Raw genomic sequence first — 12,939 nt, forward strand, 5'->3', positions numbered from 1 at the left:
AGGTCATGTCGAGCATCCACAAGGTCGCCGCCGTTCAGTTCGAGCCGACGATGTTCGAGAAGGAGCGCAACATCGTGCGCCTGCTCGAGCTCTGCGAGCAAGCGGCGGTGGCCGGCGCGAAGCTCATCGTCACGCCGGAAATGGGGACCACGGGCTATTGCTGGTTCGATCGTGCCGAGGTTGCACCCTTTGTCGAGAAGGTGGCGGGGCCGACGACGAATCGCTTTGCGGCGCTGGCGCGTAAGCACGATTGCTACATCGTTGTCGGGATGCCTGAGGTCGATGAGGACGGCATCTACTTCAACACGGCCGTGCTGATCGGGCCCGACGGCGTGGTCGGCCGCCATCGCAAGACGCATCCCTACATCTCCGAGCCGAAATGGGCGGCGCCGGGCGATCTGCACAACCAGGTGTTCGAAACGCCGATCGGGCGCATTGCGCTGCTGATTTGCATGGATATCCACTTCGTCGAAACCGCGCGGCTGATGGCGCTCGGCGGCGCGGACGTCATCTGCCACATCTCGAACTGGCTGGCCGAGCGCACGCCGGCGCCATACTGGATCAGCCGCGCCTTCGAGAACGGTTGCTACGTCATCGAAAGCAATCGGTGGGGACTCGAACGCACGGTGCAGTTCAGCGGCGGAAGCTGCGTGATCGCGCCGGACGGGCGGGTGATCGCGGTCCTCGACAAAGGCGATGGGATCCTGTTGTCGGAGATCGATCTCGATGTCGCGCGGGCGCGGCGCGTGCTCGGAGAGCCCGTCTTTGCGCAACGCCGGCCGGAGCTCTATCCGGAGCTGCTCTCCGACACTTTTAGCTGGAACCCGCGTGCCTTCTTTGGCCTCTACGGGCATGAGCCCTGGCCGACCGGAAAGACCTCGCGGGTCAGTGTTGCGCAATTTGCGCCTGTCGATGACGTCGACCAGAATCTCGGGGAGATCGCTGCACTCGCGCGTGAGGCCAGGGCCGGTGGCGCGGAGCTCGTCGTCTTCCCGGAGCTTGCGGCGACGGGGTTCGGTGATCACGAGAAATCGGCGCAGCCGATCCCGGGGCCAGTGACCGACCACCTTGGGAAACTCGCAGAGGAACTCGGCGTTTATCTCGTCTGTGGCTTGGCCGAGCGCGCCGACGATACACTTTACAACAGCGCCTGCCTGGCCGCTCCCGACGGGAACATCTCGGTCTATCGTAAGACGCATCTTGCGGCCGACGAGCAGGGTTGGGCGACGGCCGGCGATAGTTGGACCGTCGTGGACACACCGATCGGGCGCATCGGCCTGTTGATCGGCCACGACGCCTCGTTCCCGGAAGCAGGCCGGGTGCTGGCATTGCGCGGCTGCGATCTCATCGTGTGTCCGGCAGCGATCAGGGGCCGCTTCAGTTCGTCACATGCCGGCACGGATGTGGCGCAGCCAAAGCCAATTCCGACCGGCCCGGATTCGTATCATTGGCATCATTTCCGCGTGCGCGCCGGAGAGAACAATTTGTTCCTCGCCTTCGCTAACGTCGTCGATCCCGAGCGAGGCTATCTCGGTCTGAGCGGCGTGTTCGGCCCGGACACATTCGAATTCCCGCGAAGGGAGGCGATGGCTTCCAACGGCCCGGGCCTTGCTACGGCGCTGATCGACACTGGCAATCTCGACAGCGTCTATCCGACCAACGTGGTGCGGCGGAAAGATCTGGTGTCGATGCGCATGCCGCACAGCTATCGTGGGCTGATCAGGAGCGCCGTAAGCAACTACTGAACCAAGAAAGGAATCCGACCATGGATCTGGGACTCAAGAGCGCCAAAGTTCTCGTTACCGGAAGCACCAAGGGGATCGGCCGTGCGATCGCAGAGACATTTGCGGCCGAAGGAGCCGACGTTGGCGTGTGTTCCCGCAATCGGGCAGAGGTTGAGAGCACAGTCGCCGCGCTCAAGGCCAAGGGTGTCGAAGCTTATGGTGGTGCGGTCGATGTCTCAGACGCGGCTGCGCTGAAGGCGTGGGTTGGCGATATGGCGGCCAAGCTCGGCGGCATCGATGTCGTCGTCGCCAATGTCAGTGCGCTTGCGATCGGGCAAGATGACGAAAGCTGGGAGAAGGAATTTTCGACTGACATGATGGGCACCGTCCGGCTGGTGAACGCGGCCATGCCCTATCTGGAGAAGAGCGCCGCCGGCGCGATCGTTGCTATCTCCAGCGTCTCGGGGCGCGAGGTCGATTTCGCGGCGGGCCCCTACGGCACCTTCAAGGCGGCTATCATCCACTATACCCAGGGTCTCGCCAATCAGCTTGCCGGCAAAGGCATACGTGCCAACACGGTCTCGCCGGGCAATACCTATTTCGAAGGCGGAGTCTGGAACATGATCAAGGACAACAATCCTGAGCTTTACAAGTCGGCACTTGCGCTCAATCCCACCGGTCGGATGGGAACTCCACAGGAGATGGCCAACGCCGTGGTGTTTCTAGCCAGCCGCGCCGCGAGTTTCATCACGGGCACAAATCTTGTCGTTGACGGGGCGCTTACGCGCGGAGTGCAGCTCTAGTAGGACGTACCCGCGCTTCTATCCGACGAGGTGTGTCGCGTTATCCGTGGCGCAGATCTTCTCTGCTTGTCCGAAACAACAGCCGTCATTGCAGCTGAGCGATCGATCATGTCGAGCCCGGCCGTGTGTGGGGCCGCCCATATGAGTGCTTGAACTCCATCCCAGAACAGCCTGCTTGCAATGTTTAGTATCTCGTGGTTCACTAAACAAATCGAGCCTGGCTGAATCCCTAAGAATCCAGGTAGGCGCGAGGAAACGTCCGTTTAGTCGTTCAGCCCGTGAAGGACTGTATCGCTCTGCTCGAAGCATTCGAGCGGGTTGGAGAGTCGCGCCATGTCGATGGCCGGCCCCACTGGGAGGGAAAGCGTTATGAAACAGACAGTAAAGGCGCTTCTTACTGCTTGCGGAGTTCTTGCATCCGCGCTCGGTGTCGGAGCGGGGACCACGCCTGCGCATGCGCAGGCCAAGACCATCACGCTGTGCTGGGCCGCGTGGGACCCCGCCAACGCCCTGGTCGAATTGTCGAAGGACTTCACCGCCAAGACCGGCGTCGGTATGAAGTTCGAATTCGTGCCGTGGACCAACTATGCCGACCGCTTCCTGAACGAGCTCAATTCGCATGGCTCGTTGTGCGATCTCATCATCGGGGATTCGCAATGGATCGGGGGCGCTGCCGAGAACGGTCAGTACGTCAAGCTCAACGATTTCTTCAAGAAAGAAGGAATCAGTATGGACGACTACATGCCGGCGACGGTGGTCGGCTATTCCGAGTGGCCGAAGAACAGCCCGAACTACTGGGCGCTGCCTGCCATGGGCGACGCGGTGGGCTGGACCTATCGCAAGGACTGGTTTGCGCGGCCGGAGATCCAGGCGGATTTCAAGGCCAAATACGGCCGCGATCTCGCCGTGCCGAAGACGCTTGATGAACTGCGCGACATCGCAAAATTCTTCCAGGGCCGCGAGATTGACGGCAAGAAGGTCTATGGCGCTTCGATCTATACCGAGCGTGGCTCGGAAGGCATCACCATGGGCGTTTCGAACTATCTCTATGATTACGGCTTCCAATATCAGGATCCGAAGAAGCCGTATTCAATGGACGGGTTCGTCAATTCGCCCGGCGCCGTGAAGGGGCTCGAGGCCTACAAAGAGCTCTACAAGTGCTGCACGCCGCCCGGCGCCTCCAACTCCTACATGTCTGAAGGCCTCGATGCGTTCAAGTCGGGCCAGGTCGCACTCCAGATGAACTTCTTTGCCTTCTTCCCGGGCCTCTACAAGGATCCAAACGTTGGTGGGGACAAGATCGGCTTCTTCGGCAACCCGGCCGGCCCCGCGACGCAAGCGACGCAGCTCGGAGGGCAGGGGATTTCGGTCGTTTCCTACTCCAAGAACCAGGGCGAGGCACTGCAATATATCAAATGGTTCTCCGGTGGAGATGTGCAGAAGAAGTGGTGGGCGCTGGGCGGTTATTCCTGCGCCAAGTCCGTGTTGAATGATCCGGGCTTCCCGAACAGCGCGCCGTTTGCCGGAGAGTTTCTGAAGTCGATGGGAATGGTGGTCGACTTCTGGGCCGAGCCCTCCTATGCGCAACTCCTGCAAGCCGAACAGAAGCGCGTGCATGACTTCGTGGTAGCGGACAAGGGTACCGCGCAGGAAGCGCTCGACGGTCTGGTAAAGGACTGGAAGGCGATCTTCAAAGAAGAAGGCAAGAAGTTCTAAGGCAAAGGCCTGGGGCGTGCGTAAGCGCGCTCCAGGCTCTCTTCGGCAACAACCCGCAGGCGTCGCATAGTCACGGGCGCGACGCCAGGATTGACCATAGCCATGAACGATTTGAGTACCTCATCCCAGATCACCTACCAGGCCGTCCCGATCCGGCCAGGCACGATACGTCGCATCCGCGGCCTTTCGGACCAGGCGCTCGCCTGGCTTTTTATAACGCCCACGATCGTGCTGCTGCTGGCGATCAATATCTTCCCACTTGTGTGGACGATCTACCTGTCGTTCACCAATTATCGCGCCAATCGGGCGAACGCGCCGACAATATGGCTCGGGGCCGATTGGTATCAGTCGATCCTGACCGATCCAGATATCTGGGCGGCGATGCAGGTAACCGCGCATTTCGTGGTTTGGACCGTGCTGATCGAGACCGTGCTCGGGTTCGGCCTTGCCTTCCTGATCGACAAGAAATTTCGTGGCCATGGCTTGTGGACCACGATCATTCTGTTGCCGATGATGCTTTCACCGGCGGTCGTTGGCAATTTCTGGACCTTTCTTTATCAGCCGCAGATCGGATTGTTCAACTATGTGGTCGCGTTCTTCACGGGGCGCGAGGCTTCGTCGTTCCAGATGTTGGGAGACGTGACCCTCAGTCCGTGGGCCATCGTCATCGTCGATGCCTGGATGTGGACGCCCTACGTGATGCTGATTTGCCTGGCCGGACTGCGTTCGATTCCGGATTACATCTATGAGGCAGCGGAGGTCGATCGCGCGTCGAATTGGCGGCAGTTCTGGTCGATCACGCTGCCGATGGCTCTGCCGTTCATCATGCTCGCGGTGCTCTTTCGCGGCATCGAGAACTTCAAGATGTTCGACATGGTCAACCTGCTGACCGGGGGAGGGCCGGGCTCAACCACGGAAGTCGCCTCGATCACACTGAAGCGCGCAGCCTTTGAGAGTTGGCGAACCGGCTATTCTTCGGCCTTCGCAATCATTTTGTTCGTGACGGTATTCGGCCTCGCCAACATCTACGTCAAGGCACTCAACCGGGTGAAAAGCCGATGAGCGCCTCAAACGCAGCCCACTCAGTCGTCGAACCGTCGACCAGCGCGCGCCGCTTCGCCGGCCTGCTCGTCATACTCTATGCCATCATCACGATGGTTCCGCTGGTATGGATCGTGCTCACCTCGTTCAAGTCGCCTGACGACGCGATCTCCTATCCGCCGAAGGTCCTGTTCAAGCCCTCCCTTGAGGGCTATTGCAACGTCTTCACCACACGCTCGCGCCAGACCCCGGAGTTTTTTCAGACGCTGGGTCCGCCGCAGGGGCTTTGTGACAACATCGCGCGCAGCCGCAACATGGTTGTCGCCGGACCGTCAAACTACGTGCCGCGCTTCATCAACTCATTGATCATTGCCTTTGGTTCGACGGCGCTAGCCGTCGCGCTCGGCACGCTCGCAGCTTATGGTTTTTCGCGGTTCCGCGTGCCGCTGAAAGACGACCTCTTGTTCTTCATTCTGTCGACCAGAATGATGCCGCCAATCGCACTCGCGATCCCCATCTATCTGATGTACCGGACCGTCGGGCTGTCGGATACCCGGCTCGGGATGATCCTGCTCTACACGTCGGTCAACGTCTCGCTCGCCGTCTGGCTTCTCAAGGGCTTCATCGACGAAATCCCGCGCGAATACGAAGAAGCGGCAATGATCGACGGCTATACGCGCTTCCAGGCGTTCGTGAAGGTGGTTCTACCGCAGGCGACCACGGGAATCGCGGCAACGGCTATTTTCTGCTTGATCTTTGCATGGAACGAATACGCCTTTGCGGTGCTTCTGACCTCGGGCAACGCGCAGACCGCGCCCCCATTCATTCCGATCATCATCGGCGAGGGCGGCCAGGATTGGCCCGCAGTAGCCGCCGGCACGACGATCTTTCTCGTGCCGATCGTCGTGTTCACGGTGCTGCTGCGCAAGCATCTTCTCCGCGGCATTACCTTTGGGGCCGTCCGCAAATGAATCTTGATGTGAACACGTCCACGTCCAACGTCAGCTTGACGAGCAGAATGTTGCGGCGTGGTCCGCTGGAAGCCATCGCGACGACGATCATTGCCGCAGGCGTGGTCATGCTGATGCAGCCGTTTTTTCTCACGCTCTATTCCTGGTCATTCGCAGTCACGCTCTTTGGGACTGTGATGTTCACAATTGTCTCGAAGGTCCGAGAGTAGCGCTCGATGGCACAGATCAGAGTCGAAGCGCTCAACAAATCCTTTGGCGAGTTTCACGCAGTCAAGGACGCGAGCTTCACGGTGGATGACGGACAGTTCCTTTGTCTGCTTGGCCCTTCCGGGTGCGGCAAAACGACAACGCTGCGGATGATCGCAGGGTTGGAGTTGCCGACATCCGGTACCATCAGGCTCGGCGGCGATGACGTGACGATGAACCGCGCCTCTGCGCGAGATATTGCCTTCGTGTTTCAGCTATTTGCGCTCTATCCGCATATGAACGTCCGGCGCAATATCGGCTTTCCGCTCAAATGTGAGGGCATCGGGGCCGCGGAGTGCGATCGGCGGGTGGTGGAGGCCGCGCGGATCCTGCGCATATCCCATCTCCTCGATCGGTCCGTTTCGACTCTCACCGGCGGCGATCGTCAACGCGTCGCGCTGGGGCGGGCGATTGTTCGCAAGCCGAAGTGTTTTCTGATGGACGAGCCCCTCGGAGCGCTCGATACCGAAATGCGCGAAGCGATGATCCATGAATTGCGCGCGCTGCATGAGCGGCTCGGTGCGACGACGGTCTACGTCACGCATGACCAGCTGGAAGCCATGGCGATGGCGGACATGATTGCTGTAATGAACAACGGCGTGGTCGAGCAGGTCGCGAGCCCGCGCGACATCTATGACCGTCCGGCTTCGCTGTTCGTCGCCGACTTCATCGGTTCACCGCCGATGAACTTCCTGCCGTTTCGCGGCAGTCTGGAAGCCGGTGCACAGACGATCCGGCTCGGCGAGCGCGAAGTTGCGGTTCCCGCCGCGCGCGAGGCGCTGGCGGAAAGCGATCTCGTGCTCGGTGTTCGGCCCGAGCATGTGCGTTTCACCGATCGCGGCATGGTGAGGGGCGAGGTCTATGGGTCGGAATATCTCGGTACCACGCAGATCGTTACCGTGACGACGCGCTATGGTGCGCTCAAGGCCCGGTCACCCGCCAGCATATCGTTTCGAACCGGAGAGAGTGTTGGGCTCGACTTTCGGCCGGATACGCTGTCGATCTTCGACAAGGGGTCGGGCCGGGCGATCCGCACCGCGTTGCATGAGGGAGGTGCGCATGGCTAAGGTCGAGATCAGGGCCGTCTCCAAAGCGTTCAACAAAACGCAGGCGGTCAGCAATCTGTCGCTGACCATCGGAGACGGTGAATTCGTCGCGCTGCTCGGGCCGACGGGCGCCGGCAAGACGACGACATTGCGTCTCATCGCCGGATTGGAGATGCCGGACAGCGGTTCGGTCCGGATCGACGAACGCGACGTGACCGGTGATGCGCCGGCCGATCGCGACGTGGCTTTCGTGTTCCAGCAATACTCGCTGTATCCGCATCTGACCGTGTTCGAGAACATGGCCTTTTCGTTGCGTGCGCCGATCCGCCGCGTACCCGAAGCCGAGATCCGCATCAAGGTGCAGGAGGTCGCGCGTCTTCTCCACATCGAAACCAAGCTGGACAACAAGGCGACGCAGTTGTCGGGCGGACAGATGCAGCGCGTCGCGATCGGTCGGGCCCTGGTGCGCTCGCCCTCGATCTATCTGATGGACGAACCACTCTCGTCGCTGGACGCCAAGCTGCGCGGCGAAATGCGCCTCGAACTCAAGCGCATCCAGACTGATCTCGGCGCGACCATCCTCTATGTCACCCACGATCAGACCGAAGCGATGACCATGGCGTCGCGCATCGGCGTGATCGAGAGTGGGCGGCTGATGCAGATCGGTACACCGCGAGAGATTTACGAGAATCCGATCAACGCCCATGTCGCGGCGCGGCTGGGCCAGCCTGCGATCAACCTGTTGCCGGCAGCCTTATTTGCCGGCGTTCCGCCCGCGGCCGCGACCGTCGGCGCGCGTACTGAGCACCTGACGATTGCGCGCGGCGGCGGAGACGTGTCGGCAACCGTCACGCGGATCGAACATCTCGGTGACCAGAGCTATCTGCACCTCGACATCGGCGGCCGACCGGTCGTGACGCTGTCGGACCCAGAAGCGAGTCTCGGCGCCGGGGACACCGTGTCGCTCCGCCTCAACAAGCCGCTGTTCTTCGATGCGGCCGGGGGGAGGGTCGCGGCATGAGTCTCGATCGGGCGGCCAGGGAAAAGCTGGTGCGGGCACTTGCGGCGTCGGTGATCGAACACGCCAACGAACTGACCAGCCTCGACCAGGCGATTGGTGACGGCGATCACGGGCTGAACATGAAGCGCGGCTTCGAGGCTGTGATTGCAACACTGCCCGGCCTCGCGGACAAGTCGCTGCCGGAAATGCTGAAGGCGATCGGGATGACGCTGGTGATGAAGGTCGGCGGCGCTTCCGGGCCGCTGGTCGGCACTTTCTTCATGGAGCTAGGCAAGGCGCTCCCGGAGCAGCCGGCGCGGGCCGATCTCGTCGCAGCGACGGACAAGGCGATCGATGCCGTCAGGGCACGCGGACGTTCGGAAGCCGGGCAGAAGACCTTGCTGGATGTCCTGGTGCCGGTGCAAGCCGTGCTGGCAGGGGGCGGCGATGCCAGGGCGGTTGCGGCGGAGGCGGCGCAAGCGGCCGATCGCACCACGCCGATGCTCGCTATTCGCGGCCGAGCTTCCTTTCTCGGCGAACGTTCCATTGGTCACATGGACCCGGGTTCGCGCTCAGTGTCCCTTTTGATCGGTGCGGCAGTCAAGGTACTGGAATTCGAGGCAAGTTCATGAGCAGTGCAAATGCCCGCAATGTCGGGATCGTCATCGTTTCTCACTCCCCCAAGATCGCGGAAGGTGCGGCAGACATGGTGCGCCAGATGGTAGGCAGCGCCGTGCCGCTCGCCTGGACAGGTGGCGATGTCGATGGCGGGCTCGGCACGAATGTTGCTGGAATCCTCGAGGCGATCGAGACGGCATGGTCGCCGGCAGGTGTGGCTGTGCTGGTTGATCTGGGTGGGGCGGAGACAAATTCTGAGATGGCGGTAGAAATGCTGGCCGAAGATCGGAGGGCGCGCGTTGTCGTCTGTAATGCCCCGGTGGTTGAGGGAGCGGTGATTGCAGCGACGGAATCTTCGGGTGGTTCATCGCTCGCCGCGGTCAAGCGTAGCGCGGAGGAATTCTATGCATGATGCCCACGCCAGCCGGGCAGGTGAGACGTCGGTGCCGCTGACCGCCTCGGCGGTTCTCGTCAACAAGGTCGGTCTTCATGCGCGGCCATCGGTCAAGCTGACACAGTGCGCGAAGAAGTTTGTCGCAAAGATCGAGCTTGCCCTCGCTGAAGACGGCCCCTGGACCGACGCCAAGAGTCCCGTGAAGGTGATGCGCGTGAAGGCCCCACAGGGCGCGACGTTGCATTTTCGCGTTGCCGGCGCCGACGGCGAAGCGGCGCTCGCGGCCATGCTGGCGCTGGTGCATGATGGATTTGGTGAGGTGTGAGGCGTGACCGAGATTCGTCTCACCGGCCGTGCCGCCGCGCCGGGCCTCGCCATCGGACCGGTCACCGTGCTGACCGCCGCTGTTGCTGAACGGGCGGCGAGCGGCGATCCCGCTCAGGAGGCGGCCGCATTGAAGGCAGCAATCGAAGGTGCGACGGCGGAGATGGTCAAACTGATCGGCACCCTTGAAGGCGAGGTTGCGGACATCCTGGAATTCCAGGTCGCAATGCTGGAAGACGATGCGCTGGCGGAGGGAGCCTATGACGCCATCTCGGCTGGCATTTCCGCTGACCATGCCTGGCGTTCGGCACTCGACGCGGAGATCATGGGCTATCGTTCCGCGAACAATGAATATTTCCGTGCTCGCGCCGCGGATCTGGTCGATATCCGCGACCGCGTGCTCGCGCGTCTGAACGGCGCTGATACGACCGCGAAGATTGCGGTCGGGGCGATCATCGCGGGTGACGACATCTCGCCTTCCACCTTTCTCGCTGCCGACTGGTCACGTGGTGGCGCCATCGCACTGGCCGCCGGCTCACCTTCCTCGCATGTCGCCATGCTGGCACGGGCGCGCGGCGCCCCCATGGTGGTCGGGCTCGGCCCATTGTCGTGGATCGGACCGCCACCTTCATTGGCGCTCGTCGACGGCGATGCCGGCATCGTGGTCTTCGACCCCGAGCCGGAAACGCGGCGGCTGTTCGAGCGACGCTTGGCGGCGGCGAATGCTGCGCAAGCCGCCGCCGATGCCGGTCGCCTCGAGCCTGCTTGTACGGCCGACGGCCGACAGATCGCGGTTCTTCTCAACGTCGCCGCACCTGAGGACCTCGCAGATCTGGATCCCAAGATCTGCGACGGCATCGGCTTGGTGCGCACGGAATTTCTGTTCGAGGCGTCCCACGGGCTACCGGACGAGGACACCCAATATGCTGTCTATCGGCGCATTCTCGACTGGGCCAAGGGAAGGCCGGTGACGATCCGCACGCTCGATGCCGGCGGCGACAAGCCGATCGCCGGTTTGACCGTCGACGGCGAGCGCAATCCGTTTCTCGGCCTTCGCGGCATCCGTCTTTCGCTGGCGCGGCCGGAGGTGTTTCGCGTGCAATTGCGGGCACTCTCCCGTGCTGCCGCGCATGGGACGCTGAAGGTGATGCTGCCGATGATCGCGGTCCCTTCGGAGCTCGATCGCGCGAGTGCCATGCTTGATGCGGAGTTCGCGACCCTCAAGGCGAACGGAATTGCCTGCGCTCTCCCGCCGCTCGGCATTATGGTCGAGGTTCCAGCGGCGGCACTCCGTGCAGCGGATTTCGGCGCTGCATTCTATTCCATCGGTTCGAACGATCTGACCCAGTACACGATGGCGGCGGCGCGCGATATTGGCGCAGTCGCTGACCTCAATGATGCCGGCAATCCAGCTGTGCTGGCACTGATAGCCGCAACCGTCGAGGCCGGACAAAAGCGCGGTGTCGAAGTCTCCCTCTGCGGCGACGCCGCGGCCGACACTCACCTGACGACGATGCTGCTCGCGACCGGATTGACGACTCTCTCGGTGTCGCCGATTGCCGTCGCACGGCTCAAGGCCGCAATCGCAAAGGTGGGTTCATGAAGGACGATGTCGGCACGGACACGCCTGGTGACAAGAACGTCGCGGAATACAAAATAATCCTGCGAAAGGTACTCGACAATCGGCCGTCGGGGACGCGGCTGAAGCTTGCGGCAGCGTTGGGCAAGAATCGCTCTTTCGTGAGCCAAATCACGAATCCGGCTTATCTGGTGCCGATCCCGGCGAAGCATGTCGCGGTTATCTTCGACGTCTGCCATTTGTCCAGCGCCGAGCGTTCGGCATTTCTCGATGCGTATGGCCGTGCGCATCCCGGAAGACTGCGCGCACCCCATCGCGAAGCACGCACGCGTATCATTTCGGTGACCGTACCTGAGCTTGGTGACGACAAGAAGAATCGTGCGCTCGAACAGCTGATCGTGGATTTCGCCGCGCAGCTCGCACGCTTTGCAGAAAGCGTTGGATGATCTGAACTTTAGACCTGACGGGGAGGACACTCATGAAAAAGCTGATCAACAGCGCAGACACGGTGCTCGAAGAAAGTCTTGACGGTCTGGCCGCAGCGCACGCGGATCTCCTTGTGCTCGGCCCGGAGCGCAAATTTGTGCGTCGTCGGACCCTCAAGCCGGGCAAGGTCGCGCTGATTTCGGGAGGCGGCTCGGGACATGAGCCGCTGCATGCGGGCTATGTCGGCCTCGGCATGCTTGACGCAGCCTGCCCCGGCCAGGTCTTCACTTCGCCGACACCGGACCAGATGATCGAGGCCGCGGAGGCCGTCGATACCGGCGCAGGCGTGCTGTTCATCGTCAAGAACTACGAGGGCGATGTGATGAATTTCACCATGGCAGCCGAGATGGCCGGTCGAGAGGTTGCAACCGTGGTGACCAACGACGACGTGGCGGTCGAGAAGTCGACCTACACGACCGGTCGTCGTGGCGTCGCGGGAACGTTGATCGTGGAAAAAATGGTCGGCGCCGCAGCCGAGACTGGTATGCCCCTTGCTGCGCTCAAGGACCTCGGCGACGAGGTCAATCAGCGTACGCGCTCGATGGGCGTAGCGCTGTTGCCGTGTACCGTGCCCGCGGCTGGACGGCCAAATTTCACATTGGCCGACAATGAGATGGAGATGGGCGTTGGTATTCATGGTGAACCTGGCCGTCGCAGGGTGCCGTTGGCTTCCGCTGATACGATTGCCGCCGAGTTGGTCGGCGCAATTCTGAAGGATCTTGTGCCCAGCAGGGGCAGCGAGGTGTTGCTTCTTGTTAATGGGTTTGGCGCGACGCCTTTGATCGAACTCTATCTGATGGTCAATGCCGCCAAGCGGATCCTTGATCGCGCTGGAATCACGGCGACGCGTTTCCTGACTGGTTCCTATGTCACGTCTTTAGACATGGCCGGCGTCTCGATTACCGTATCCGTGCTCGATAGCTACGCGACGAAATTGTGGGATGCTCCGGTGCAGACCGCAGCTCTGCGTTGGGGAGTCTGATATCGGCTC

General features: G+C 61.7%; 14 protein-coding genes. All 14 read left to right on the forward strand.

Going from position 1 to position 12,939, the window contains the following annotated elements:
- The first annotated feature begins 5 nt into the window (after window positions 1-5).
- The 14 genes from UB31_RS18015 (at window position 6) to dhaK (ending at window position 12,930) form a co-directional block, all read left to right on the forward strand.
- Window positions 6-1,745 (forward strand): nitrilase-related carbon-nitrogen hydrolase, encoded by a 1,740-nt coding sequence (locus UB31_RS18015; protein ID WP_045011816.1) that lies wholly within the window; start codon window positions 6-8, stop codon window positions 1,743-1,745.
- 20 nt (window positions 1,746-1,765) lie between these two features.
- Entirely contained in the window at window positions 1,766-2,527 is a 762-nt protein-coding gene (locus UB31_RS18020) for an SDR family NAD(P)-dependent oxidoreductase (RefSeq protein ID WP_045011817.1), read from the forward strand.
- 369 nt (window positions 2,528-2,896) lie between these two features.
- Window positions 2,897-4,243 (forward strand): ABC transporter substrate-binding protein, encoded by a 1,347-nt coding sequence (locus UB31_RS18025; RefSeq protein ID WP_045006940.1) that lies wholly within the window; start codon window positions 2,897-2,899, stop codon window positions 4,241-4,243.
- A gap of 102 nt (window positions 4,244-4,345) precedes the next feature.
- Window positions 4,346-5,305, forward strand: coding sequence for a carbohydrate ABC transporter permease (locus tag UB31_RS18030; RefSeq protein ID WP_045011818.1), 960 nt, complete (start codon window positions 4,346-4,348; stop codon window positions 5,303-5,305).
- A complete protein-coding gene (locus UB31_RS18035; RefSeq protein WP_045011819.1) occupies window positions 5,302-6,255 on the forward strand; it encodes a carbohydrate ABC transporter permease in 954 nt (317 codons plus the stop codon). The genes UB31_RS18030 and UB31_RS18035 overlap by 4 nt, the downstream gene beginning before the upstream one ends.
- Window positions 6,252-6,464 (forward strand): hypothetical protein, encoded by a 213-nt coding sequence (locus UB31_RS18040; RefSeq protein WP_045006937.1) that lies wholly within the window; start codon window positions 6,252-6,254, stop codon window positions 6,462-6,464. The genes UB31_RS18035 and UB31_RS18040 overlap by 4 nt, the downstream gene beginning before the upstream one ends.
- Before the next feature lie 6 nt (window positions 6,465-6,470).
- Window positions 6,471-7,568, forward strand: coding sequence for an ABC transporter ATP-binding protein (locus tag UB31_RS18045; protein WP_045011820.1), 1,098 nt, complete (start codon window positions 6,471-6,473; stop codon window positions 7,566-7,568).
- Entirely contained in the window at window positions 7,561-8,568 is a 1,008-nt protein-coding gene (locus UB31_RS18050; protein ID WP_045011821.1) for an ABC transporter ATP-binding protein, read from the forward strand. Before UB31_RS18045 ends, UB31_RS18050 begins: the two co-directional genes overlap by 8 nt.
- A complete protein-coding gene (dhaL, locus tag UB31_RS18055; protein ID WP_045011822.1) occupies window positions 8,565-9,179 on the forward strand; it encodes a dihydroxyacetone kinase subunit DhaL in 615 nt (204 codons plus the stop codon). The genes UB31_RS18050 and dhaL overlap by 4 nt, the downstream gene beginning before the upstream one ends.
- Entirely contained in the window at window positions 9,176-9,577 is a 402-nt protein-coding gene (gene dhaM, locus UB31_RS18060) for a dihydroxyacetone kinase phosphoryl donor subunit DhaM (protein WP_045011823.1), read from the forward strand. The genes dhaL and dhaM overlap by 4 nt, the downstream gene beginning before the upstream one ends.
- A complete protein-coding gene (locus UB31_RS18065) occupies window positions 9,570-9,884 on the forward strand; it encodes an HPr family phosphocarrier protein (protein WP_045006932.1) in 315 nt (104 codons plus the stop codon). Before dhaM ends, UB31_RS18065 begins: the two co-directional genes overlap by 8 nt.
- A 3-nt stretch (window positions 9,885-9,887) precedes the next feature.
- Window positions 9,888-11,486: a phosphoenolpyruvate--protein phosphotransferase gene (gene ptsP / locus UB31_RS18070; RefSeq protein ID WP_045011824.1), complete on the forward strand. Its 1,599-nt coding sequence runs from the start codon at window positions 9,888-9,890 to the stop codon at window positions 11,484-11,486.
- The gene (locus UB31_RS18075) at window positions 11,483-11,908 is read left to right on the forward strand and encodes a hypothetical protein (RefSeq protein ID WP_045011825.1); all 426 of its coding nucleotides are present in this window, start codon (window positions 11,483-11,485) and stop codon (window positions 11,906-11,908) included. The genes ptsP and UB31_RS18075 overlap by 4 nt, the downstream gene beginning before the upstream one ends.
- A gap of 32 nt (window positions 11,909-11,940) precedes the next feature.
- Window positions 11,941-12,930 carry a dihydroxyacetone kinase subunit DhaK gene (gene dhaK / locus UB31_RS18080; protein ID WP_045011826.1) on the forward strand — a complete coding sequence of 330 codons (990 nt, stop codon included), beginning with the start codon at window positions 11,941-11,943 and terminating at the stop codon, window positions 12,928-12,930.
- Window positions 12,931-12,939 lie beyond the last annotated feature (9 nt).

It is taken from the genome of Bradyrhizobium sp. LTSP849 (assembly GCF_000938255.1).
Classification (GTDB): Bacteria; Pseudomonadota; Alphaproteobacteria; order Rhizobiales; family Xanthobacteraceae; genus Bradyrhizobium.